Genomic DNA, 23938 nt, shown 5'->3' on the forward strand with positions numbered 1-23938 from the left:
GCTCCGGCCGGGGAAAGTTCAGCCCTGCCGGGTCACCTTTCAGCGCGGGGAAAGATTCAGCCCCTCCGGCGTTTGAGGAGCGGGGGTCCGGGGGCAGCGCCCCCGGGTACGGGTTGGGTAGGGGCGGAGGGGGCGAAAGTCGGCTGGTGGGGCTCATGCATCCGCGCGGCTTGCTACAGCCTCCGGTCGTGGGGAGTGGGCCGTGGTTTCCGGTGCCGGTGTCGTGTCGGGGGTGGGGCTGGGGGCCGCGCCCTGGGACGGGGTGCCGCCCTCGCTCAGTCCGAAACGGTCGTGGAAGCGGCGCAGAGGTCCCGGTGCCCACCAGGTGGCCGTGCCGGTCAGCCGCATGACCGCGGGGACCAGCAGACTGCGGACGACCATCGCGTCCATCAGGACCGCGAGCGCCACGCCCAGTCCGAGCATCTTCGTGTTGGCCACCCGGGAGGTGCCGATGGCGACCATCACCACCGCGAGGATGACGGCGGCCGCGGTGATCAGTCCCCCGGTGCGCTGGAGCCCGAAGCGGACCGCCTCCCGGTGGTCGCCGGTGTGGTCGTACTCCTCCTTGATGCGGGAGAGGAGGAAGACTCCGTAGTCCATGGAGAGACCGAAGGCGACGCAGAACATCAGGACCGGGAGGGTCGTCTCGATCGAGCCGGAGCTGGTGAAGTCGAGGAGGCCGGAGAGGTGGCCGTCCTGGAAGACCCAGACCACGGCGCCGAACATCGCGGTCAGGCTGAGCGCGTTGAGCAGGACCGCCTGGACCGGGATCAGCACGCTGCCCGTCAGCAGGAACACCAGGAACAGGGTGACGATCGCGATGAAGGCGGCCGCCCACGGGAGCCGGTCGGCTATCGCGTGCTTGGAGTCGACCAGGACGGCAGCCGTACCGGTCACGGAGGTGGCGAACGGGGCGTTCGTGGAACGGATTTCGCCGACAAGTCGCTGGGCCCCCTCGTCCACGGCCTCGCCCTTGGGCAGCACCGAGAAGTAGGCGGAGGAGCCCTTCACCAGCGGACCGTCCACGCGCAGGACCTCGGGCAGCGCGGCGATCCGCTCCTTGTACCGGGCGTAGTCGGCCTCGGTGGCCGATCCTTCGGCCAGCACCTCCAGCGCTCCGCCGGGACTGCCCGGGAAGCCGTCGCGGATGTGCTGCTGGACGACGTGCGACTCCGCGCCCGAGGGCAGCTGCCGGTCGTCCGCCGTACCGAACTTCACGCCCAGGAAGGGCAGTCCGAGGACGACGAGTCCGGCCGTGGTGGCCACCGCGAAGAGCGGGGCCCTGCGCATGACGAGGGAGGCCATGCGGCCCCAGACGGCCCCGCCGGCGGTGGGGTCCGGCCTTCCGCGCCGGAACAGGCGCCGCAGATCGAGGGAGTTGACCCGGTCGCCGAGAAGCATCAGCGCGGCGGGAAGCAGGATCAGGGCGGCGGCCGCGGCGAGCAGCACGACGGCGATGCCCGCATAGGCGAAGGAGCGCAGGAAGTACTGCGGGAAGACCAGCATCGCGGCCAGCGACACGGCGACCGTGAGCGAGGAGAAGAGGACGGTCCGGCCCGCGGTGCGCAGGGTGACCCCGATCGCGGAGCGCGGCGGCACCCCGGTGGCCAGTTCCTCGCGGAACCTGCGGACGATGAACAGGGCGTAGTCGATGGCGAGTCCGAGGCCGAGGGCCGTCGTCAGGTTCATCGCGAACACCGAGACGTCCGTGACCTCGGTGAGTCCGCGCAGCACGGCGTTCGTGCCGAGGATCGCGATGATCCCGACGCCGAGCGGGAGGAGGGCCGCGACGGCGCTCCCGAAGACCATGACCAGCAGCAGGAGGGTCACCGGGAGGGCGATCATCTCGGCCCGGGTGAGGTCCTCCTTGATGGTCGTCTGCATCTCGTGCCGTACGGCGACCGGTCCGCCGACCTCGACGCGGACGGGACCGCTCGTGCCGCGGTAGGAGGGCGCGATGCGGTCCAGGGTGCGGGCCGCGGCCGTCTCGTCGCCGGTGATCCGGGCGGCTATCAGCGCTTCGTGGCCGTCGCTCGCCCTCAGCTCGGGCGAACCGGTCTGCCAGTAGGAGCCGACGCCCGTGACACCGTGTTCGGCGGCCAGGCGCGCGGTGATGCGCCGGGCCTCGGCGGCGACGGCGGGGTCGTCCACCGAGGACCGTCCGGCGTCGAGGAGGAGCAGCAGATTGGGCTGCGAGGCGGGGAACTCCCGTTCCAGCGCCTTGGTCGCGTACGTGGACTGCGCGGTCGGGTCCTCCCAGCCGCCGCTGCCCAGCCGGTCCGCGACGCCGCTGCCGGCGACCACGGCGAGCGCGGTCAGCAGCAGGGCGACGAGCAGGGAGAGCCGTGGCCGCGCGGTGACGAACCGGGTCCAGCCGCCGAGACGGGCACCCCCGTCCGTACCGCCGCCCGGCTCCCCGCGGGAGCCGCCCCCGTCCCCGCTCTCGCTCCTGCCGGGCCTCGCCCCGGGGCCGTCGTCCGGGCCGTCGACTTCGGACATGATGCGGTGTCCCCTCACCGTGACCCGATGAACCCGCTTCCGTGCAGGCATCATGGATCGCCCATTGCCATAGACTGGCAAACACGAGATGGCGCTCGCGTTTTTCAAGAATGCGAGCGGTGACTCGTGTTTGTCAATCGCGTCCCGAGAAGCTGGGGATCATCCGTGCCGGAGAAGCAGCAGACCGAGGAGCCGTCGCAGCGACAGCAGCAGGCCGAGGAGAAGCCGCGCCGCCTCCAGGCCCGCGGCGAGCGCCGCGTGGCCCAGCTCCTGGAAGCGGCGGCCTCGGTGTTCTGCCGGGCCGGCTACACCGCCGCGAGCACCAACGCCATCGCCCGCGAGGCCGGCGTCTCGCCCGGCACGCTCTACCAGTTCTTCCCGAACAAGGAGGCCATCGCGGTCGGCCTCAGCGACCAGCTCCTCGACCACTGGGCGCAGTCTCACGGGCAGGCGCTCGCGCGCGAGAACGCCGGCCTCCCGCTGGACCGGCTGCTCGACGCCGTCCTCGATCCGCTGATCGAGTTCAACGTCGAGAACCCGGCCTTCGCCGTCCTGATGCACGGCGCCGACACCCCGGGAGTGATCGTCGAGGAGATCGGCACCCTGCACGGCACGCTCCTCGCCCGCGTCGAGGAGATGATCGGGGCCCGGCTGCCGGACCTGCCGGCCGACGAGCGCACGCGCACGGCGAACATGGCGGTCCATCTGTTCAAGGCGGGACTCACCCTGGTCATGTCCCACGAGGGCGCCGAACGGGACGGCTACATCGCGGAGCTGAAGACGGTCATGCACCGCTATCTGGAGCCCCTGCTCGCGGGCGACTCGCCCGCCGGCCGCTGAACCGGGCCCGTGCGGCACCAGCGTTCCGGTCCACGACATCGGGGACATCTGTCATAAGGTTCGGACAAATCGATCAGCGATCCGCGGCACCGGTCCGTCCGCGCACCCCCGCCTCACCCGCCCGGGGGCCGCCCCGACGCACCGGACCGCGGATCCCCCGTCCGAGCCCGCGGGCCGCCCCCGAGGGACAGAGGGATGGCCGTGACGCAGAACCAGCCGCCGGGCCCGCCGCGGGCCCGCATTCCCGGACCGCAGCAGCCCCCGCCGTCGTACGCCCGGATCCCCGCCGGCCTCTGGAAGCGCTGCCTGGGCGGCGGCCTCGCCCTCTGGACGCTGAGCGCGGCCGTCACGTACGCCACGGACGACGTCACCGCGCTGCCGACCCTGATCCTGCTCGGCAGCTTCCTCACCCCCGTCGCGTTCACGCTCTGGGCGTACGAGCGGCACGGCCGCGACCTGGGCACGACCCTCCTGCTCGGCTGCCTCCTGACCGGCGGCGCGCTGGGCGCGCTCGGCGCGTCGGTGACGGCCTACCAGCTGACGCGCTCCTCCCTGTGGCTGTACGTCGGTTCCGCACTGGCCGAGGAGGCCGTGAAGCTCGGCGCGCTGGCGTACCTGCTGCGCCGCCACCCCCGGGTCCGCGGACCGCGGGCCGGGCTGGTGCTCGGCGCGACCCTCGGGTTCGGCTTCGCCGCCCTGGAGGGCGCGGGGCACGTCTTCGACGCGGCCGTGTCCCTTCAGGGCGCCGACCTGCGCACTCTCCTGGAGACCGAGATCCTGCGCGGGGCGCTCGCCCCGTTCGGGCAGGGCCTGTGGACGGCGGTCGCGGGTGCGGCCCTGCTCGCGCGGCGGCGCCCGGACGGGCGGTTCCGCCTCACCGCCCGCTTGACCGGCGCCTGGCTCGGCGTGTCCCTGCTCCACGCCCTGTGGGACTCCACGCGCGGGATCGCCCTGTGGCTGGTGGCCCGGCTCAGCCGCACGGCGCTCGGCGCGGCACCGCTCGCGCCGGGCCGCGCCCCGCGTCCGGCCGCGGGACAGGACCACCTCTTCACCCTGTTCTCGGTGGGCGGCCTGCTCCTCCTCGCCCTCGCGGGGGCGGCCTGGGCGCGCTCCCTCGCGCACCGCGACCCTGCTTGGAGAAATACCCCCTAGGGGTATAGTGTGGTGAACATGGAGGAGAACCCTGGACCCTCAGGGGCCCCTCCCGCACCCCGAACACCCCAGAACGCCTCTACGAGGAGAACGCCATGACCGCCCAGACCGGCACCCCGGGTTCCGTCACCACCGTCTACCAGGTGAGCGGCATGAGCTGCGGACACTGTGAAGGCTCCGTCAGCGGCGAGATCTCCGCGATCCCGGGCGTGAGCTCGGTGAAGGCCGTCGCCTCGACCGGCGAGGTCACCGTCGTCTCGGCCGCCGCGCTCGACGAGGGCGCCGTGCGTGCCGCGGTCGACGAGGCGGGCTTCGAGCTCGTCGACCCGGCCTGACCGGGTCCGGGCAGCTCTCCCTCTCCGCACCGGGCCGTGCCGACCGGCTGATACCGGCTCCGCACGGCCCGGCACCCTCCAGGAGCCGCAGCATGACCACCGCAGCACCCGAGACAGCGATAGGCACGACCTCGGAGATCGAACTCTCCATCGGCGGGATGACCTGCGCCTCCTGCGCGGCCCGCGTCGAGAAGAAGCTCAACCGCATGGACGGTGTCACCGCCACCGTGAACTTCGCGACGGAGAAGGCCAAGGTCTCCTACCCCGAGGGGGTACGGGTCGCCGACCTGATCGCCACCGTGGTGAAGACGGGCTACACCGCCGAGGAACCCCCGCCGCCCGCGCCGCGCGCGGAGGAGGCGCCCCCCTCGGCCGACGACGACCCCGAGACCGCCGCCCTGCGTGAACGGCTGACCGTCTCCGCGGCGCTCGCGCTGCCCGTCGTCCTCATGTCGATGGTCCCGGCGCTCCAGTTCGACAACTGGCAGTGGCTCTCTCTGACGCTCGCCGCGCCCGTCGTCGTCTGGGGCGCGCTGCCCTTCCACCGGGCCGCCCTGACGAACGCGCGGCACGGCGCGGCCACCATGGACACCCTGGTCTCGGTCGGCACCCTCGCCGCGTTCGGCTGGTCCCTGTGGGCGCTGTTCTTCGGCGACGCGGGGATGCCGGGCATGCGGCACGGCTTCGACCTCACGGTCTCCCGTACGGACGGGGCCTCCACGCTCTATCTGGAGGTCGCCGCGGGGGTCGTCGCGTTCATCCTGCTCGGGCGCTTCCTGGAGGCCCGCTCCAAGCGGCGCGCCGGAGCGGCGCTGCGGGCGCTCCTGGAACTCGGCGCCAAGGACGTCGCCGTCCTGCGGGACGGCCGTGAGGTGCGCCTGCCCGTGGCCCAGCTGGCGGTGGGGGACCGCTTCGTCGTACGGCCCGGCGAGAAGATCGCCACCGACGGGACCGTCGTCGAGGGCGCCTCGGCCGTGGACGCGTCCATGCTGACCGGTGAATCGGTGCCCGTGGACGTAGGCGCCGGGGACGCCGTCACGGGCGCGACCGTGAACGCCGGCGGCCGGCTGGTCGTCGAGGCCACCCGGATCGGCGCGGACACCCAGCTCGCGCGGATGGCCCGGCTCGTCGAGGACGCGCAGAACGGCAAGGCCGAGGTGCAGCGGCTCGCCGACCGGATCTCCGGGGTCTTCGTGCCCGTCGTCCTGCTCATCGCGCTCGGCACCTTCGCGGTCTGGATCGCGGTCACCGGGGACACGGTCGCGGCCTTCACCGCCGCCGTCGCGGTACTGATCATCGCCTGCCCGTGCGCGCTCGGCCTGGCCACCCCGACCGCCCTGATGGTCGGGACGGGCCGCGGCGCCCAGCTCGGCATCCTGATCAAGGGACCCGAGGTCCTGGAGTCCACGCGCCGCGTCGACACCGTCCTGCTCGACAAGACCGGCACGGTGACGACGGGCCGGATGGGTCTGCACGAGGTGTACGTCGCCGCGGGACAGGCCGAGGAAGACGTCCTGCGGCTCGCGGGAGCCCTGGAACACGCCTCCGAGCATCCAGTTGCCCGAGCGATCGCCGCAGGCGCTCAGGAGCGCGCAGGAGGCCTTCCGGCGCCGGAGCGCTTCGAGAACGTGCCCGGACGGGGCGTGCGCGGGCGGGTGGACGGCCGCGAGGTCGCCGTCGGCCGATTCCCCGGCGCGCTTCCGGAAACGCTTGCGGACGCGAAGAACGCGGCCGAGGCTGCGGGCCGTACGGCCGTCGTGGTCGCGCTGGACGGCACGGCGGCGGGCGTCCTGACCGTCGCGGACACGGTCAAGGAGAGCAGCGCCGGGGCCGTGCGCGAGCTGCGGGAGCTGGGGCTCACCCCGATGCTGCTGACCGGGGACAACCGGGCGGTCGCCCTGGCCGTGGCGCGGGAGGTCGGCATCGCCCCGGAGGACGTGATCGCCGAGGTGCTGCCCGAGGACAAGGTCGCCGTGGTCCGGCGGCTCCAGGGCGAGGGGCGGACCGTCGCGATGGTCGGCGACGGGGTGAACGACGCGGCGGCCCTCGCCACCGCCGACCTGGGCCTCGCGATGGGCACCGGGACGGACGCGGCGATCGAGGCGAGCGATCTGACGCTCGTGCGCGGGGACCTCCGGGTGGCCGCGGACGCGATCCGGCTGTCCCGCCGCACCCTGTCGACGATCAGGGGAAACCTGGTCTGGGCCTTCGGCTACAACGTGGCGGCGCTCCCGCTGGCCGCGGCCGGGCTGCTCAATCCCATGATCGCGGGAGCGGCGATGGCCTTCTCGTCCGTCTTCGTGGTCACGAACAGCCTTCGACTGAGAGCATTCGCGTGACGACAGAGCCCGAGTCCCCCTAGAGTCCAACGAGAGCCTCACATAAGCTCTTCACAAGGCTCGCGCATCTTCCTTACGCTTGGTCCTCGATTCCCATACCGGGTCTCTTGCCTATCTTCAGGACATATGCAAGAGATCCAGATCACAGTGATGTGAACGTAACCACCGAAGGGGTTCGTCAGTCTAAGTTGGCGATGTCAGAAGCGTCTTGGGGGGCGCGACTGGCATCTGGGGATGTCTTGGGGGACGTTCCCGGAAATTGCGTCGCCGGGGCACGTACAGCAGCGGGGAGCTTTGAGCGGCCCTCCCGATCCGTACGCGTCCCGGCAGATCGCACCGCAGTACCGCACCATCGCAGTACGGCGAGCTCGGCTCGCCCGGCTCACCGTCGGCCATGCGCCGACGCACAGCGATTCAGGCGCTGTCCACAGACGCCCGGCCGGATCCCGTGGGGGGAATCCGCACCGGGACAAGGAAAGCGCCCTGACTGCCGGCCCGTGGGGGGACCGGTAGCAGGGCGCTTTCCGTTTTTCTCTTCGCGTTCTGCGGGTTCTACGGGTTCACCGGGCCCGCGCACGGGGCCCGGTGGGCACGTACGAGCCTCAGCGGGCCTCGACCGGCACGAAGTCGCGCTCGACGACACCCGTGTAGATCTGGCGCGGGCGGCCGATGCGGGAGCCGGGCTCCTTGATCATCTCGTGCCACTGGGCGATCCAGCCCGGCAGCCGGCCGAGGGCGAACAGGACCGTGAACATCTCGGTCGGGAAGCCCATGGCGCGGTAGATCAGGCCGGTGTAGAAGTCGACGTTGGGGTAGAGGTTGCGCGAGACGAAGTAGTCGTCGGAGAGCGCGTGCTCCTCCAGCTTGAGGGCGATGTCCAGCAGCTCGTCGGACTTGCCGAGAGCGGACAGCACGTCGTGCGCGGCGGCCTTGATGATCTTCGCGCGCGGGTCGAAGGACTTGTACACCCGGTGGCCGAAGCCCATCAGGCGGACGCCGTCCTCCTTGTTCTTCACCTTGCGGATGAAGGCGTCGACGTCGCCGCCGTTGGCCTGGATGCCCTCCAGCATCTCCAGGACGGACTGGTTGGCGCCGCCGTGCAGCGGGCCCCACAGCGCGGAGATGCCGGCGGAGATCGAGGCGAACATGTTCGCCTGCGAGGAGCCGACCAGACGCACGGTCGACGTCGAGCAGTTCTGCTCGTGGTCGGCGTGCAGGATCAGCAGCTTGTCGAGCGCCGAGACGACGACCGGGTCGAGCTCGTAGTCCTGCGCGGGGACCGAGAAGGTCATGCGCAGGAAGTTCTCGACGTACCCGAGGTTGTTGCGCGGGTACACGAAGGGGTGGCCGACCGACTTCTTGTACGCGTAGGCCGCGATCGTCGGAAGCTTGGCGAGCAGCCGGATCGTCGAGAGGTTGCGCTGCTTCTCGTCGAACGGGTTGTGGCTGTCCTGGTAGAAGGTCGACAGCGCCGAGACGACCGAGGAGAGCATCGCCATCGGGTGGGCGTCGCGCGGGAAGCCGCGGTAGAAGTTCTTGACGTCCTCGTGCAGCAGGGTGTGCTGCGTGATCTCGTTCTTGAAGGTGGAGAGCTCGTCGACGTTCGGGAGCTCACCGTTGATCAGCAGGTAGGCGACCTCCAGGAAGGTGGAGCGCTCGGCCAGCTGCTCGATCGGGTAGCCGCGGTAGCGGAGGATGCCCTGCTCACCGTCGAGATAGGTGATCGCGGATTTATACGCGGCGGTGTTGCCGTACCCGCTGTCCAGCGTCACCAGACCGGTCTGGGCGCGGAGCTTGCCGATGTCGAAGCCCTTGTCGCCGACGGTGCTGTCGATCACCGGGTAGGTGTACTCGCCATCGCCGAACCGCAGTACTACAGAGTTGTCGCTCACGTCATCCCTCACCGACGTTGTGCCTCTTCTTCGAGGTGCCCTGACTGTCTCTACCATCCCCCATTTGGCCCTGGAGAGTGCACTCGGGGTCGACCATTGGGCCTATCGGCGGCACTCAGTGCCGCCAACCTGCTCATCCTGCCGCGTCCGTGGCGCAACCGGAAGTGCTCTGTGACCTTCGTGACTCGTTTGATCGATCATTTTTTGCGATGGACCTCGTTCCGCGTCCGAAAGGCCCCGTTCGGCGCTCGAACGGGCCTCGGCCCGCCGCGCGAAGGGGCGGTGGCTCACGGGCCGGAGAGCCGGAAATCCAGGGCCGTGCACCGGCGTCCCGCGGACACCGTACGCACCGCCTGGCCTATCGCCTTGCGCGAACCGACGAGAACGACCAGCTTCTTGGCCCGGGTGACCGCCGTGTAGAGGAGATTGCGCTGGAGCATCATCCAGGCGCCCGTGGTCACCGGGATCACCACCGCCGGGTACTCGCTCCCCTGGGAGCGGTGGATCGTCACCGCGTAGGCGTGGGCCAGCTCGTCCAGCTCGTCGAACTCGTACGGCACCTCCTCGTCCTCGTCGGTGCGCACCGTCAGCCGCTGCTCGACCGGGTCGAGGGAGGTGACGACACCGACCGTGCCGTTGAAGACGCCGTTCTCGCCCTTGTCGTAGTTGTTGCGGATCTGGGTGACCTTGTCGCCGACCCGGAAGACCCGGCCGCCGAACCGCTTCTCGGCGAGGTCCGGGCGGCCGGGGGTGATCGCCTGCTGGAGCAGTCCGTTCAGATGGCCGGCGCCCGCCGGGCCCCGGTGCATGGGCGCGAGGACCTGGATGTCCCGGCGGGGGTCGAGTCCGAACTTGGCCGGAATCCGCCGGGCCGCCACGTCCACGGTGAGCCGCCCGGCCTCCTCGGTGTCGTCCTCGACGAAGAGGAAGAAGTCCTTCATGCCGTCGGTGACCGGGTGCTGCCCGGAGTTGATCCGGTGTGCGTTGGTCACCACCCCGGACTGTTGGGCCTGCCGGAAGACCTTGGTCAGGCGCACCGCGGGGACCGGCCCCCGCTCGGCGAGCAGATCGCGCAGCACCTCCCCGGCGCCGACGCTCGGCAGCTGGTCGACGTCCCCGACGAAGAGGAGATGGGCACCCGGCGGCACGGCCTTGACCAGCTTGTTGGCGAGCAGGAGGTCGAGCATGGAGGCCTCGTCCACGACGACCAGGTCGGCGTCCAGCGGGCGGTCCCGGTCGTAGGCCGCGTCCCCGCCGGGCTTGAGCTCCAGCAGCCGGTGCACGGTGGAGGCCTCGGAACCGGTCAGCTCCGCCAGCCGCTTGGCGGCACGGCCGGTGGGCGCGGCCAGGACCACCTTGGCCCCCTTGGCGCGGGCCAGCTCCACGACCGAGCGGACCGTGAACGACTTGCCGCAGCCCGGACCTCCGGTCAGCACCGCGACCTTCTCGGTGAGCGCCAACCGGACCGCGGCTTCCTGCTCGGGGGCGAGCTCCGCGCCCGTACGCCCCTTCAGCCAGGCAAGCGCCCTGTCCCAGACCACGTCACGGAAGCCGGGCATCCGGTCCTTCTCGGTGCGCAGCAGGCGCAGGACCTGCGCGGAGAGGGAGAGTTCGGCGCGGTGGAAGGGGACGAGGTAGACGGCCGTCACCGGGTCGCCGCCGTCGGGGCCCGGCACCTTCTCCCGTACGACCCCGGGGTCCTCGCCCTCCTCCGCGGGGGCCGCGAGTTCGGCCAGGCACTCGATGACCAGGCCGGTGTCGACCTGGAGCAGCTTCACCGCGTCCGCGATCAGCCGCTCCTCGGGGAGGTAGCAGTGTCCCTGGTCGGTGGACTGGGACAGGGCGTACTGGAGGCCGGCCTTGACGCGTTCGGGGCTGTCGTGCGGGATGCCCACCGACTGGGCGATCTTGTCGGCGGTGAGGAAGCCGATGCCCCAGACGTCGGACGCCAGGCGGTAGGGCTGGTTCCGGACGACCGAGATCGAGGCGTCGCCGTACTTCTTGTAGATGCGGACCGCGATGGAGGTGGACACCTCGACGGTCTGGAGGAAGAGCATGACCTCCTTGATCGCCTTCTGTTCCTCCCAGGCGTCGGCGATCCTGCCGGTGCGCTTGGGGCCGAGGCCCGGGACCTCGATGAGCCGCTTCGGCTCCTCCTCGATGATCCGCAGGGTGTCCAGGCCGAAGTGTCCGGTGATGCGGTCGGCGAAGACCGGCCCGATGCCCTTGACCAGGCCGGATCCGAGATAGCGGCGGATGCCCTGGACGGTGGCGGGGAGGACCGTCGTGTAGTTCTCGACGGTGAACTGCTTGCCGTACTGCGGGTGGGAGCCCCAGCGGCCCTCCATGCGCAGGGACTCGCCGACCTGGGCGCCGAGCAGGGAACCGACGACGGTGAGCAGATCGCCGGCGCCCCGGCCGGTGTCGACCCGGGCGACCGTGTAGCCGTTCTCCTCGTTGGCGTACGTGATGCGTTCGAGCACGCCTTCGAGCGTGGCCAGTCGCCGCTCGCCCGTCTGGGCGGCCCCCGCCTGATCGGTCATGAGCCGACCGTACCGCCCGCCGCCGACAGCGCTCCGGCGCTGTGGAGGACTCACCCGGCCGGGCGCAGGGGGCGCTTCGAGGTGTACGGAGGCCCCGCGGGCCCGGAGACGTTTCGAGGGGCCCGGTCCGTCGACCGGGCCCCTCGGTTTCCCCTCCCGATCAGAACCCCCGCGATCCCCCCGGATCCCCCTCCAAAGGTCCTGATGCCACGTACGACAGACGAGGCCCCGGAAGGGTTGTACGCACTTCTCAAGATTTTTTCGGGGAGCCGGTCAGCCGGCGTGCTCCACGAACCGGGCCGCCGTCTCCGCCAGCACCTCGTGCCCGTCCCTGGCCCACAGCCGCGCGTTGAACAGCTCGACCTCGACGGGTCCGGTGTAGCCGGCCGCGTCGACCAGGCCCCGCCACGCGCGGAGGTCGACCGAGCCGTCGCCGAGCTGGCCCCGGCCGTCGAGGACGCCCTCGGGGAGCGGGGTGGTCCAGTCGGCGAGCTGGAACGCGTGGATGCGGCCGCCCGCACCGGCGCGCGCGATCAGCGCGGGGGCGGTGTCGTCCCACCACAGGTGGTACGTGTCGACGGTGACGCCCACCTGCCCGGCGGGGAAGCGTTCCACGAGGTCCAGGGCCTGGGCGAGGGTGGAGACGACGCAGCGGTCGGCCGCGTACATGGGGTGGAGCGGTTCGACGGCCAGGCGCACCCCGTGTGCGGCGGCGTACGGGCCCAGTTCGCCGAGCGCGTCCGCGACGCGCTCCCGGGCGCCGCGCAGGTCCTTGGAGCCGGGCGGCAGACCGCCGGAGACCAGGACGAGCGTGTCGGTGCCGAGGGCCGCGGCCTCCTCGACGGCGGCCCTGTTGTCGTCCAGGGCCCGCCGGCGCTCCCCCGGGCCGATCGCCGTGAGGAAGCCGCCCCGGCACAGGGTGGTGACGGCCAGGCCCGCGCCGCGGACGAGTCTCGCGGTGGCGTCGAGGCCGTACGCACGCACGGGTTCCCGCCACAGGCCGACACCCGGAATGCCCAACTCCACGCAGCCCGCGACCAGTTCGGGAATCGACAGCTGTCTGACCGTCATCTGGTTGACGGACAGGCGCGCGAGGGCGCTCACGCGGGGACCCCGTACAGGGCGAGCAGGGTCCTCATCCGGGTCTCGGCACGCTCCGGGTCGGGGAACAGGCCCAGCAGGTCGGCCAGTTCGTAGGCGCGGGCGAGATGCGGCAGGGAGCGCGCCGACTGGAGGCCGCCCACCATCGCGAAGTGCTCCTGGTGGCCCGCGAGCCAGGCCAGCAGGACGACACCCGTCTTGTAGAAGCGGGTCGGGCGCTCGAAGAGATGGCGGGCCAAGGCGACGGTGGGGTCGAGGAGTTCGCGGAAGCCCCGGACGTCTCCGGTGTCCAGGGCGCGCACGGCGCGGGCGGCGAGGGGGGCGAGCGGATCGAGGACACCGAGCAGCGCGTGACTGAAGCCGAGCCCGTCGCCGGCGATCAGTTCGGGGTAGGCGAGGTCGTCGCCCGTGTAGCAGCGGACACCGGCGGGGAGGCGGCGGCGCAGGGCCACCTCCCGGCGCGCGTCCAGCAGGGAGACCTTGACGCCGTCCACCTTGTCCGGGCGGGCGGCGATCACCTCCAGGAGCACCTCCGCCGCCGCGTCCGGGTCCGGCGATCCCCAGTAGCCCTCGAGGGCGGGGTCGAACATCGGGCCGAGCCAGTGCAGGATCACCGGTCCCGCCGTCTGGCGCAGGAGACGGCCGTAGACGTCCAGGTAGTCCTCGGGCCCGGTGGCGGCCGCGGCGAGCGCGCGGGAGGCCATCAGGACCGGCTGCGCGCCCGCCTCCTCGACGACGGCGAGCTGCTCCTCGTACGCGGCCCGGACGTCCGCGAGCGAGGCCGGGCCGGTGAGCTGGTCCGTGCCCGCTCCGCAGGCGATCCGTCCGCCCACGGCCCTGGCCTCGGCCGAGGATCTGCGGATCAGTTCGGCGGCCCCGGCCCAGTCCAGGCCCATGCCCCGCTGCGCGGTGTCCATCGCCTCGGCGACACCGAGTCCGTGCGACCACAGATGGCGCCGGAAGGCGAGCGTGGCGTCCCAGTCGACGGCGGCGGGCGAGCCGGGAGAGGTGTCGGCGTACGGGTCGGCGACGAGATGGGCGGCGGCGAGGACCGCGCGGGAGGCGGGGGGTGCGGCGGCGGGGAGGGCGGGGAGGGGATCGGTGCGGGGTTCGTAGGTCCGCAACCGGCCTTCGGCGTCCGGGAGTCGCAGGGTCACAGGGAGACCTCCGGTACGGCGAGACGACGGCCCTCGGCGGAGGATCTCAGGCCCAGTTCGGCGAGTTGGACACCGCGGGCGCCGGCGAGGAGGTCGTAGCGGTAGGGAGCGCCGGCGTAGACGTGCCGAAGGAACAGCTCCCACTGGGCCTTGAAGCCGTTGCCGAACTCGGCGTTGTCGGGGACCTCCTGCCACTGGCCGCGGAAGGAGCAGTCCGCCGGGAGGTCCGGGTTCCAGACCGGTCTGGGGGTCGAAGCCCGGTGCTGGACACGGCAGTTGCGCAGTCCGGCGACGGCGGATCCGTCGGTGCCGTCGACCTGGAACTCCACGAGCTCGTCGCGGTCGACGCGCACGGTCCAGGAGGAGTTGATCTGGGCGACGGCTCCGCCCTCCAGCTCGAAGATGCCGTAGGCGGCGTCGTCGGCCGTGGCGTCGTAGGGCCTGCCGCGCTCGTCCCAGCGCCGGGGGACGTGGGTGGCGGTGAGCGCCTGCACGGAGGTGACCCGGCCGAACAGCTCGTGCAGGACGTACTCCCAGTGCGGGAACATGTCGACGACGATGCCGCCGCCGTCCTCGGCCCGGTAGTTCCAGGAGGGCCGCTGGGCGGACTGCCAGTCGCCCTCGAAGACCCAGTAGCCGAACTCGCCCCGCACGGACAGGATCCGGCCGAAGAAGCCGCCGTCGACGAGCCGCTTCAGCTTGAGCAGGCCGGGCAGGAACAGCTTGTCCTGGACGACGCCGTGTCCGACGCCCGCCGTGTGCGCGAGGCGGGCCAGCCCGAGCGCGGCGCCGAACCCGGTGGCGGTCGGCTTCTCGGTGTAGACGTGCTTGCCCGCGGCGACCGCCCTGGCGAGGGCCTCCTCACGGGCGGAGGTCACCTGGGCGTCGAAGTAGAGGTCCACGGACGGATCGGCGAGCACCGCGTCCAGGTCCGTCGACCAGTGGTCGAGGCCGTACCGCTCGGCGAGCGCCTTCAGGGCGTCCGCCCTGCGGCCGACCAGGACGGGCTCGGGCCACAGCACGGTGCCGTCGCCGAGGTCGAGTCCGCCCTGGTCGCGCAGGGCGAGTATCGAGCGGACGAGATGCTGGCGGTGGCCCATGCGGCCTGTGACGCCGTTCATGGCGATCCGCACCGTCTTGCGTGTCACGTCGTTGCCTCCGTACGCCTCGGGCGTCGCGCACGCTTCCAGGTGAGCGCGACAGCAAGCGCTTTCTGAGCAGGACGAAGCTAGCCCGCGCGCGGCGGTGCGGACAAGACCGCCGCGAAGACGAGTTGTTCGAGGGGGCGAACAACTCGGGCCGATGGCCGTATGGTCTGCACGAACCCTGCCTACGGAAAGCGGCACACCCGGCCCCGGCCTCCGTGTTCGACGCCGTTCGACGAGGCGGGACCGGACACGACGGCGTAGGGGACGTACGCCCCCGTACGGCGTGGCACGACAAGGCGCGACCGGAGGACGACGAGATGACGGTGACCCTGGCGGACGTGGCGGCCCGCGCGCAGGTCTCTCCCGCGACGGTGTCGCGCGTGCTGAACGGGAACTACCCCGTGGCCACTTCGACGCGCGAGCGGGTGCTGCGCGCGGTGGACGAACTGGACTACGTGCTGAACGGGCCGGCGAGTTCGCTGGCCGCCGCGACCTCCGACCTCGTCGGCATCCTGGTCAACGACATCGCCGACCCCTTCTTCGGGATCATGGCGGCGGCCATCCAGGCGGAGATCGGCGGGCCCGGGGGGCGCGCGGGCGGGGAACGGCTCGGGGTCGTCTGCAACACCGGCGGCTCCCCGGAGCGCGAACTCACCTATCTCACGCTCCTCCAGCGCCAGCGCGCCGCCGCGGTCGTGCTCACCGGCGGCGCGATAGAGGACGCCGCGCACGCGGGCGCCGTCGCCGCCAAGCTGCGCAGGCTGACCGAGGCGGGTACCCGGGTCGTGCTGTGCGGGAGGCCGCCCGCGCCGGAGGCGCCCGAGGCGATCGCGCTCACCTTCGACAACCGCGGCGGCGGCAGGCAGCTGACCGAGCACCTGATCGCTCTCGGCCACCGGCGGCTCGGCTACATCGCGGGCCCCGAGGAGCGCACGACCACCCGCCACCGGCTGGAGGGGCACCGGGCCGCGCTCGACGCCCACGGGGTCGAGGACGACCCGCGGCGCACCGTGCACGGCCGCTACGACCGCCGGTCCGGCTACGAGGCCACGCTCGAACTCCTGCGCCGCGAACCGTCGTTGACGGCGGTCGTGGCCGCGAACGACACCGTGGCGCTGGGCGCCTGCGCCGCGCTGCGGGACTCCGGGCTGCGCATCCCCCAGGACGTGTCCGTCGCGGGCTTCGACGATCTGCCGTTCAGCATCGACGCGGCGCCCGCCCTCACGACCGTACGGCTGCCGCTCTCCGAGGCGGGCGCCCGGGCCGGCCGGATCGCCATGAGCCGCGAGGAGCCGCCGCCGGGCGGGATCGCGACGGTGCGGGGCGAGCTGATGGTGCGCGGGTCCACCGGGATTCCCGGGGCCTGACACCCTCCGGGGCCTGACACTTCCCGGGCCTCCCCCGGCCCGGGAGGGAGGGGCGGGCGGCGCCGACCCGGCCGGGCCCGGGGAGGCGGGGTGGAGGAGGGGTAGGCGGGGGACGCTCCCGGTCCTATGCTCGGGGCGGTGACTTCTCCGACCGGGTCAGACGTCGCGCCGTGCGGGTCGCCGCGACCGCGCACAGCCGAACTCCGGGACCGATCATGACCGTCCAGGACGGGGACGAGCGGGCGCGCCTGGCCGTGGCCGCGCTGCTGGCGGCCGTGCCTCCCGCCGACCGGCCGCGGCTGGCCGAGGCGCTGCGCGCGCTCCTCGGCGGCGAGCGGACCGCACCGCGCCCCGAGGACGTCCTGCTGCGCGAGCCGGGCCCCGGCGACCTCGGCTGGATCGTGCAGCGCAACGCTGCGCTGTACGCGGCCGAGCACGGCTGGAACACCGACTACGAGGGCCTGGTCGCGAGGATCGTCGCCGACTTCGCCGAGGACCACGACCCGCACCTGGAGCGGGTGTGGATCGCCGAGCTCGGCGGACGGCCCGTCGGGTGCGTGATGTGCGTACGGGACGACGCTCCCGGCACCGCACGGCTGCGGCTGCTGCTGGTCGAGCCCGAGGCGCGGGGTCTGGGCGTCGGCGACCGTCTCGTCGCGGCGGTCACCGGCTTCGCCCGCGGCGTCGGCTACCACGATCTCGTCCTATGGACCAACGACGTCCTGGCCGCCGCCCGGCGGATCTATCTGCGCCACGGCTTCACCCTGGTCGCCGAGAAGCCGCACCGGTCCTTCGGCGTCGATCTGACCGGCCAGGACTGGCGTCTGGACCTGCGCGCGGGACCGGAGTGACACGGTCGTCGGCGGCTCGACGGGGGTTTCCCGGGCCCCGGATCCGAGGGCGGCCGTCCGGAGTCCGGACAGCGTGTCCGCGCGCTGAACGAAGCGGCTGCGCAGAGTTAACTCAAACACCTACCGTACGGAACCGCCGGCGCAACCTGGATGCGAGACGGTGCTCCCCCAAGTAACCCATTCTCAGGGGGAGTTGGCATATATGCAAGGCACAGTGGACGGCTTCGCGTTCGGGGCGGTGACCCCGGCGGCCTCCTGCCTCGTCGCCTGTGTGGCCAGCGCGCTGGGCCTGCGCTGCGTCGTCCGTTCCCTGATCAACCGGCAGTCGTGGAAGCCCGGTTGGCTCGCACTCGGGGCCGCGACCATCGGCTGCGGCATCTGGACCACGCACTTCGTCGCGATGGTCGGATTCAAGATCCAGGGGATCCCGATCGACTACGACTCCCGCCTGACCTCGCTCAGCCTCGCCGTGGCGATCGTGCTCGTCGGCTTCGGCGTCTTCGCCGTCGGGTACCGGGGCGCGACCCCCGTCACCCTGACCGCGGCCGGGATCCTCACCGGGCTCGCCGTGGTGGCCGCGCACTACACCGGCATGGCCGCGCTGGAGCTGAACGGCACCCTGGGATACGACCCGCTCACGGTCGCCGCCTCCGTCCTGATCGCGGTCACCGCCGCGACCGCCGCCGTGTGGACCGCCGCCTCCTACCGGGGCTTCCCGGCCGCCCTCGGCTCCGGCCTCCTCATGGGCGTCGCCCTGACCGGCACGCACTACACCGGCATGGCCGCCCTCGCGGTGCATCTGCGCGGCGCGACGGACGCCTCGTACATGACCGGGATGTACGGGAGCAGTTCGTCGGCCTCGATCCTGCTCCCCCTGCTCATCGGACCCGTCGTCTTCCTGATCCTGGCCGGGGTGGTGGTGATGTTCGACCCCCAGCTCGTCCTCGGCGACGGCGACTGGAGCCGGGCCACCCCGCGGCGGCGCCGGAGCACGGCCGTCGTGCCCGAGCGCCCCGCGCATCCCCCGCGGACCGCCTCGCTCTTCGAGCCGCGCGACCAGCGGGCCGACCGGCGTACTAGCCCGCGCGGCCGGTGATCGGCGCCGTCCCGTCCAGACACCACTCCAGCACGGCGGGCCAGGGCCCGTAACCGGCGTCCATGCCGAGGTGCCCAGCCCCGGACAGCACCCGCGTCGGTACGCCCAGGGGGTCGCCGTAGACGGTACCGGCGCCCTCGGGGCAGTACGGGTCGTCGTCCCCGGCGACCAGCCGGGTGGACCCCGGAACGGTGAAGTCCCTTTCCTTCAGGGTGAATCCGGCGATCTCCGGCAGTCCCGCGAGGACGGAGGCGGACGGCGGGGCGACCAGCAGCACCCGGTCGGCGCTCGCCGTGCCCGGCAGCCCGCGGGCCACGGCGTGCAGCCACAGGAGGACCGAGAGGCTGTGGGCGACGACCACGCGCTCGGATCCGCGCAGGGCGTCCAGATGGCGGGCCAGCTCCGCCAGCCACACCTCCAGGTCCGGATCGTCGGGGTCGGGGAGCTGCGGATAGACGACGTGCTGCCCCCGCTCCGCGAGCCGCCCGGCGAGCCAGTGCTGCCAGTGGCCGGGCGGGCGGTGGTTCTGCCAGCCGTGCAGGATCAGGAAGGACCGGGCGTCGGGGGCGGGTCCGCCGTCGTCGGGGCGGTGGCTCGCGGGCCCGCCGTCCACGGGGCTGTCGGTGTCGTGCGTGCTCATGGCGTGATCGTTTCCGATTCCCGGCTCCCCGGTAAAGGGGTCGCGGCGGTCCATGCCGGCCGATCGCCCGTGCCCCGCTGCGGACCGGCGGCCCGTTCGGGGCCCGGTACGACCTTCGGTCACACGGTCTCCACGGTGCCCGCGTGGCGGGCTCGTTCGGCGGCGAGGACGGTGAGGTGGCTGGTGAGGGACTCCTGGGGGCCGGACTTCACCAGGGCCGGGTCGCCGGTGGCGACGGCGGCGACGAACGCGTCCATCAGGGCGGCGTCGCCCCCGCCGTGGCCGCCCGCCGCGTCCATGGCTCCTCGGGCGGTGAGGTCGACGGGCTCCTCGGTGCGGGTCAGGAAGTCGTAGACGCTCAGGGTCCGGCCGTCGCCGCGCAGTTCACCCCGGGTCCCGAAGATCCGGGTCCTGCGGTCGGCCTGTTCGGTGAAGGCGGTCATGGTGAAGGTGGCGGTGGCTCCCGAGGCGAACTCCATCGACACGACCTGGTGGTCGACCACGTCGTTGTCGCAGGCGTACACGCACCGCCCGTACGGGCCCTCGCGCAGGGCGCTCTCCAGGGCCTCGGGGGTGAAGTCGTCGACCACCACGCTGAGCGGCCAGTGGTGTTCGCCGCGGGCGAGCCGGTCGCCGTACTCGCGCCGGGCGGAGTAGGGGCAGGTGCTCTCCACCGAGCAGTCGAGGCAGCGGTCGGCGGCGCCCTCGGGCCGGTTCTCGGGCCGGAAGTGCGAGAGGCGTCCGAAACTGGAGACACGGACGGGGGGTTGGCCGAGGACGTACTGCAACCAGTCGATGTCGTGGCAGGACTTGGCCATCAGCATCGTCGTGGCCCGGTCCGTGCGGCCCCAGTTGCCGCGCACGAAGGAGTGTGCCTGGTGCCAGAAGCCGACGGGCTCCAGGTGCTGGACGTTGACCACGTCACCTATCCGGCCGGAGTCCACCACCTCCTTCACCGCCCGGGTGTACGGGGTGTAGCGCAGGACGTGTCCGACCGCGAGGATCACCCCGGCCTTCTCCACCGCCTCGACGATCCGCCGGCACTCGTCCTCGGTCAGGGCCATCGGCTTCTCCAGCAGGATGTGACAGCCGAGGGCCGCGAACTCCAGCACGGGTTCGAGGTGTTCGCGGTCGAGGGTGCAGACCAGGACGGCGTCGGCGATGCGGCCGCGGGCGGCCAGCACCCGCCAGTCGTCCACCGCGGCGTCCGGTTCCAGACCGTGGGCGGCCGCGAACCGCTCGCGCCGGGTCCGCCGGGGTTCCGCGACGGCCACCACCCGGGCCCGCTCCGGGTGTTCCAGGGCCCAGCGCGCGTGGCCGGTGCCCCGGTCCCCGGCACCGAGGACGGCGAGTGTGACAACGGAGGCGACGGAGTGCATCTCGGACCGCTTTCCCAGTCGGGTCGCAGGCGCGGTTGGCGCCGCACGTCGGGAAGCTATCCCGGCGGGATCTCCGCGACAAGACGCTCACGGCACTCCCGGGCCGACTCGGGGATCTTCTCCGCCCGGACTCGGCGGCCCCTCGCAGCCGCGCTCGGCGGTCTTCCCCGCAACCGCTCGACGGCCCCTCCCCGGACCGGCACAGGCGTGCTCTCCGGACCGGCTCAGGCGTGCTCTCCGGCCGCCGCCCAGGCGCCGAAGACCTCGTGGAAGTCCGGGAAGGTCTTGCGGACGCAGCCGGGGTCGTCGAAGTCCAGGCCCGGGGCGCGCAGCGAGGTCACGGCGAAGGCCATGGCGATGCGGTGGTCGCCGTACGTCCTGACCGTGCCGGCGGCGGGCGCGCCCGGGTGGATCTCGATCCAGTCGGGGCCGGTCTCCGCCCGGACACCGAGCGCGCGGAGGTTCTCGGCGCAGGCCTCCAGACGGTCGCACTCCTTGACCCGGGTGTTGGCGACGTCCTCGATCCGGACCGGGCCGGAGGCGAACGGCGCGATGGCGGCGAGCGTCGGCATGGTGTCGGAGATGTCCCGCATGTTGACGGTCAGGCCGCGCAGTACGCCGGTGCCGCGCACGGTCGTGCGGTCGGGCCCGGTCTCCACGTGCGCGCCCATCCTGCGCAACACGTCGACGAAGGCGAGGTCGCCCTGGAGGGCGTCCGCGCCGAGCCCGTCGACCGTGACCTCGCGGCCGGTCAGGGCGGCCGCGGCGAAGAAGTAGCTCGCGGTGGAGGCGTCGGGTTCGACGGGGTAGGTGGTGGCCCGGTAGCCGCCGGGCGCCACCTCGAAGACGTCGCCGTCCACGGTCACGTCCGCCCCGAACGCGCGCATCATCGCGAGGGTGATGCCGATGTACGGGGCGGAGACCAGGTCGGTGACCTCGATGCGCAGGCCCTTGCGGGTGAGCGGGCCGAGCAGCAGCAGGGCGGTGAGGTACTGGGAGGACTGGCCGGCGTCGAGGGTGACCGTGCCGCCCTCCACCCCGGAGGCGGAGATGCTCAGCGGGTGGTGGCCCTCCGCCTCCTCGTGCCGCAGGTCCACGCCCAGGTCGCGCAGCGCCCGCGACAGGGGTCCGAGGGGGCGCCTGCGCATCTGGGCGGAGGCGTCGAAGCGGTAGGTGCCGTGGCCGGCGGCGGCCAGGGTGGGCAGGAAGCGGGCCGTGGTCGCGCCGTCCCGGCAGTAGACGTCGGCCCGCTCGGCCGCGGGGCCCTGCGGGCGGCCGTCGACGTGCCAGCTGTCCGGGGTCCGGCCGACGCGGTAGCCGAGCCGGGTCAGCCCCTCCGCGAAGCCCTCGGTGTCGTCCGAGCGGAGCGGGCGGACGAGACGGGTGACCCCGTCCGCCGCGGCGGCCAGGAAGAGCGCGCGGGCGGTGATGGACTTGGAACCGGGGATGTCGACGACGGCCATGGGGTCATGCTGACGCCCCGGCGCGTTCCGGCGCCGGAACGTCCGCCGGCTGGACCTTTCGTGGCGTCCGCGAGGTGAGCGCGACCCCGCCCACGAGCAGGGCGGCCGCCGCCCAGCGCAGCGGGCCGGCCGACTCGTGCAGGAACAGCGCGGCCGAGGACATCCCGAAGACCGGGACGAGCAGCGAGAACGGCGCGACGGTGGAGGCGGGGTAGTGGTGCAGCAGCCGGCCCCAGGCTCCGAAGCCGAGGACGGTGGTGATCCAGGCGACGTAGACGACGACTCCGGCGCCCTGCCAGTCCAGGTCCCCGAGCGCGTCCAGGTCGCGGGAGGGGCCCTCGGTGAGCAGGGACAGGGCGAGCAGCGGCAGGACGGGGACGGTGCTCACCCAGACCATGAAGTTCAGCGGGTCGGGCGGGGACGCCTTGCGGGTGAGGACGTTGGACACCCCCCAGCAGGCCGCGGCCGCGACGACCAGGGCGAAGGCGCCGAGCGGTCCTGACGTGCCCTCGTCGACGGCGGCCAGGCCCACTCCGCACAGGGCGACCCCCATGCCCGCCAGCCGGACGCGGCCGGGGCGTTCGCCGAGGAAGGCGAAGGCAGCGACCGCCGTGAAGACGGCCTGGACCTGGAGCACGAGGGAGGACAGTCCGGCGGGCATCCCCGCGTCCATGCCGATGAACAGCAGCCCGAACTTCGCGACCCCGAGCACGAGTCCCACCGACACGATCCACTTCCACGCCACCTTGGGGCGGCCGACGAGGAACACGGCGGGCACGGCCGCCACCAGGAAGCGCAGCGCGGAGAAGAGCAGGGGCGGGAAGTGGCCGAGTCCGACCTCGATGACGGTGAAGTTGACGCCCCAGACGGCGGCGACGAAGACGGCGAGACTGATGTGTGCGGGTCGCATGCGTCGAGCATCCGACGCCACCACTGTGTAGCACCAGCGCGAATGTCTGCATGGATGGATGAAGCAACGCTTACGTAAGCTGGCGGGGACATCGCGGACCGGGAGGCCTCCATGCTCGATCTCCAGCGCCTGCGCGCTCTGCACGCCGTCTCGGTGCACGGCACGGTCGGCGCCGCCGCGGCCGCGCTCGGCTACACCCCGTCCGCCGTGTCCCAGCAGATCGCGAAGCTGGAGCGGGAGACCAGGACCGTTCTGCTCGAACGGCGCGGGCGCGGTGTCCGGCTCACCGAGCAGGCCGAACAACTCGCCGCCACAGCGCAGGAGTTGCTGGCGATCGTGGAGCGGGCTGAAACCGATCTGGAGGAGCGCAGGGGGATGCCGGCGGGGCGGCTGACGGTGGCCGCGTTCGCCTCGGCCGCCCGCGGTCTGATGCCCGCCGTACTGGCCGACCTGGCCGTCCGTCACCCGGCCCTCGACACCCGGCTGACGGAGATCGACCCGCATCTGTCCGTCGACCTGGTGGCCCGGGGCGCGGTCGACATGGCCGTCGCGCACGACTGGGACATCTCCCCGCTGCCGGCCCCGCCGGGGGTGGAGCAGGCGGTGATCGGGGACGACCTGTGCGATCTGCTCGTCCCGGCCGGACATCCCTTCGCCGGGCGGGCTTCGGTGCGGCGCGAGGACCTGGGGGGTCAGCGGTGGATCTGCCAGCCGCCCGGGCGGGTCTGTCATGACTGGCTGGTGCGGACGCTGCGGGTGGCGGGCAGCGAGCCGGACATCGTCCACCAGGCCGAGGAGAACCCGACCCTCATCGCCCTCGTGGCGGCCGGTCTCGGCGTGGCGCTCATCCCGCGTCTCGGCCGCGGTCCGCTTCCCGCGGGGGTGGTGGAGGTGGCCCTCGATCCGCTGCCCGTCCGTCGGCTGTACGCGCTGTGGCGCGCGGGTGCGGCCCGCCGTCCGGCCATCGCGGAGACGGTCCGCACGCTCCGGTCCCACTGGCCGACACTGACGGCCCGCCCCTGACCCCCGCAGCCGTACCGCCGGCCCCGCAACAGCCTTCTCTCGCCCCCTCCGCCCCTACCCGACCCGCACCCAGGGGCTCCGCCCCCGGACCCCCGCTCCTCAAACGCCGGAGGGGCTGAATGTTCCCCGGAACCCAAAGGCCGGGCCGGGGAAGGGCCACCCCCGGGGCTCCGCCCCGGACCCCGCTCCTCAAACGCCGGAGG

General features: G+C 72.6%; 17 protein-coding genes and 1 pseudogene. 8 read left to right on the forward strand and 10 right to left on the reverse strand.

Annotation, left to right across the window (positions count from 1 at the left end; genetic code table 11):
• Positions 1–153 precede the first annotated feature (153 nt).
• On the reverse strand, positions 154–2499 hold the full coding sequence (locus tag ACFWI4_RS39270; protein ID WP_387206240.1) for an MMPL family transporter: 2346 nt from the start codon (positions 2497–2499) through the stop codon (positions 154–156).
• Between the two features lie 165 nt (positions 2500–2664).
• Here ACFWI4_RS39270 and ACFWI4_RS39275 point away from each other — a divergent pair, with 165 nt between their 5' ends.
• From ACFWI4_RS39275 to ACFWI4_RS39290, 4 genes are all read left to right on the forward strand, one after another.
• Entirely contained in the window at positions 2665–3339 is a 675-nt protein-coding gene (locus ACFWI4_RS39275) for a TetR family transcriptional regulator (RefSeq protein ID WP_385408055.1), read from the forward strand.
• A 201-nt stretch (positions 3340–3540) separates the two neighbouring features.
• Positions 3541–4491, forward strand: coding sequence for a PrsW family glutamic-type intramembrane protease (locus tag ACFWI4_RS39280; RefSeq protein ID WP_387206265.1), 951 nt, complete (start codon positions 3541–3543; stop codon positions 4489–4491).
• Positions 4492–4586: 95 nt separating this feature from the next.
• Complete coding sequence (locus tag ACFWI4_RS39285; RefSeq protein WP_385408052.1) at positions 4587–4826, forward strand: heavy-metal-associated domain-containing protein; 240 nt, start codon at positions 4587–4589, stop codon at positions 4824–4826.
• A gap of 92 nt (positions 4827–4918) precedes the next feature.
• Positions 4919–7165, forward strand: coding sequence for a heavy metal translocating P-type ATPase (locus tag ACFWI4_RS39290; RefSeq protein WP_387206243.1), 2247 nt, complete (start codon positions 4919–4921; stop codon positions 7163–7165).
• Positions 7166–7767: 602 nt separating this feature from the next.
• Here the strand turns inward: ACFWI4_RS39290 and ACFWI4_RS39295 are convergent.
• From ACFWI4_RS39295 to ACFWI4_RS39315, 5 genes are all read right to left on the reverse strand, one after another.
• The gene (locus ACFWI4_RS39295) at positions 7768–9057 is read right to left on the reverse strand and encodes a citrate synthase (protein WP_339129456.1); all 1290 of its coding nucleotides are present in this window, start codon (positions 9055–9057) and stop codon (positions 7768–7770) included.
• Between the two features lie 287 nt (positions 9058–9344).
• A complete protein-coding gene (locus ACFWI4_RS39300) occupies positions 9345–11600 on the reverse strand; it encodes an ATP-dependent RecD-like DNA helicase (protein ID WP_387206245.1) in 2256 nt (751 codons plus the stop codon).
• Between the two features lie 273 nt (positions 11601–11873).
• A complete protein-coding gene (locus ACFWI4_RS39305; protein WP_387206267.1) occupies positions 11874–12671 on the reverse strand; it encodes a sugar phosphate isomerase/epimerase family protein in 798 nt (265 codons plus the stop codon).
• 29 nt (positions 12672–12700) lie between these two features.
• Entirely contained in the window at positions 12701–13858 is a 1158-nt protein-coding gene (locus tag ACFWI4_RS39310) for a dihydrodipicolinate synthase family protein (RefSeq protein WP_387206247.1), read from the reverse strand.
• Positions 13855–15006, reverse strand: coding sequence for a Gfo/Idh/MocA family protein (locus tag ACFWI4_RS39315; protein WP_387206249.1), 1152 nt, complete (start codon positions 15004–15006; stop codon positions 13855–13857). The genes ACFWI4_RS39310 and ACFWI4_RS39315 overlap by 4 nt, the downstream gene beginning before the upstream one ends.
• Before the next feature lie 317 nt (positions 15007–15323).
• Between ACFWI4_RS39315 and ACFWI4_RS39320 the strand changes: the two genes are divergently transcribed.
• The 3 genes and pseudogenes from ACFWI4_RS39320 to ACFWI4_RS39330 all read left to right on the forward strand — a co-directional run bounded on the left by ACFWI4_RS39320 (position 15324) and on the right by ACFWI4_RS39330 (position 18320).
• Positions 15324–16373 (forward strand): LacI family DNA-binding transcriptional regulator, encoded by a 1050-nt coding sequence (locus tag ACFWI4_RS39320; protein WP_387206251.1) that lies wholly within the window; start codon positions 15324–15326, stop codon positions 16371–16373.
• 158 nt (positions 16374–16531) lie between these two features.
• Positions 16532–17224, forward strand: a pseudogene (locus ACFWI4_RS39325) (GNAT family N-acetyltransferase); the annotation flags it as partial.
• 202 nt (positions 17225–17426) lie between these two features.
• Positions 17427–18320 carry an MHYT domain-containing protein gene (locus tag ACFWI4_RS39330; RefSeq protein ID WP_387206253.1) on the forward strand — a complete coding sequence of 298 codons (894 nt, stop codon included), beginning with the start codon at positions 17427–17429 and terminating at the stop codon, positions 18318–18320.
• On the opposite strand, the gene ACFWI4_RS39335 is transcribed toward ACFWI4_RS39330, so the two are convergent.
• The 4 genes from ACFWI4_RS39335 to ACFWI4_RS39350 form a co-directional block, all read right to left on the reverse strand.
• Positions 18301–18960, reverse strand: coding sequence for an RBBP9/YdeN family alpha/beta hydrolase (locus ACFWI4_RS39335; RefSeq protein ID WP_387206255.1), 660 nt, complete (start codon positions 18958–18960; stop codon positions 18301–18303). The genes ACFWI4_RS39330 and ACFWI4_RS39335 overlap by 20 nt on opposite strands.
• A 119-nt stretch (positions 18961–19079) precedes the next feature.
• Positions 19080–20339, reverse strand: coding sequence for a Gfo/Idh/MocA family protein (locus ACFWI4_RS39340; RefSeq protein ID WP_387206257.1), 1260 nt, complete (start codon positions 20337–20339; stop codon positions 19080–19082).
• 224 nt (positions 20340–20563) lie between these two features.
• The gene (aroA, locus tag ACFWI4_RS39345; RefSeq protein WP_387206259.1) at positions 20564–21802 is read right to left on the reverse strand and encodes a 3-phosphoshikimate 1-carboxyvinyltransferase; all 1239 of its coding nucleotides are present in this window, start codon (positions 21800–21802) and stop codon (positions 20564–20566) included.
• Between the two features lie 4 nt (positions 21803–21806).
• Positions 21807–22712, reverse strand: a complete 906-nt coding sequence (locus tag ACFWI4_RS39350) for an EamA family transporter (RefSeq protein WP_387206261.1) — start codon at positions 22710–22712, stop codon at positions 21807–21809.
• Between the two features lie 111 nt (positions 22713–22823).
• On the opposite strand from ACFWI4_RS39350, the gene ACFWI4_RS39355 reads away from it, so the two are divergent.
• A complete protein-coding gene (locus ACFWI4_RS39355; RefSeq protein ID WP_387206263.1) occupies positions 22824–23735 on the forward strand; it encodes a LysR family transcriptional regulator in 912 nt (303 codons plus the stop codon).
• The last annotated feature ends 203 nt before the right edge of the window (positions 23736–23938 follow it).

This window comes from Streptomyces sp. NPDC127038, from assembly GCF_042725875.1.
GTDB lineage: Bacteria > Actinomycetota > Actinomycetes > Streptomycetales > Streptomycetaceae > Streptomyces.

Coding starts and splice junctions, on each gene's coding strand:
- ACFWI4_RS39300 (WP_387206245.1), bottom strand. CDS start 11,600: ATGACCGATCAGGCGGGGGCCGCCCAGACGGGCGAGCGGCGACTGGCC.
- ACFWI4_RS39290 (WP_387206243.1), top strand. CDS start 4,919: ATGACCACCGCAGCACCCGAGACAGCGATAGGCACGACCTCGGAGATC.
- ACFWI4_RS39330 (WP_387206253.1), top strand. CDS start 17,427: ATGCAAGGCACAGTGGACGGCTTCGCGTTCGGGGCGGTGACCCCGGCG.
- ACFWI4_RS39335 (WP_387206255.1), bottom strand. CDS start 18,960: ATGAGCACGCACGACACCGACAGCCCCGTGGACGGCGGGCCCGCGAGC.
- ACFWI4_RS39350 (WP_387206261.1), bottom strand. CDS start 22,712: ATGCGACCCGCACACATCAGTCTCGCCGTCTTCGTCGCCGCCGTCTGG.
- ACFWI4_RS39285 (WP_385408052.1), top strand. CDS start 4,587: ATGACCGCCCAGACCGGCACCCCGGGTTCCGTCACCACCGTCTACCAG.
- ACFWI4_RS39320 (WP_387206251.1), top strand. CDS start 15,324: ATGACGGTGACCCTGGCGGACGTGGCGGCCCGCGCGCAGGTCTCTCCC.
- aroA (WP_387206259.1), bottom strand. CDS start 21,802: ATGGCCGTCGTCGACATCCCCGGTTCCAAGTCCATCACCGCCCGCGCG.
- ACFWI4_RS39355 (WP_387206263.1), top strand. CDS start 22,824: ATGCTCGATCTCCAGCGCCTGCGCGCTCTGCACGCCGTCTCGGTGCAC.
- ACFWI4_RS39340 (WP_387206257.1), bottom strand. CDS start 20,339: ATGCACTCCGTCGCCTCCGTTGTCACACTCGCCGTCCTCGGTGCCGGG.
- ACFWI4_RS39270 (WP_387206240.1), bottom strand. CDS start 2,499: ATGTCCGAAGTCGACGGCCCGGACGACGGCCCCGGGGCGAGGCCCGGC.
- ACFWI4_RS39305 (WP_387206267.1), bottom strand. CDS start 12,671: ATGACGGTCAGACAGCTGTCGATTCCCGAACTGGTCGCGGGCTGCGTG.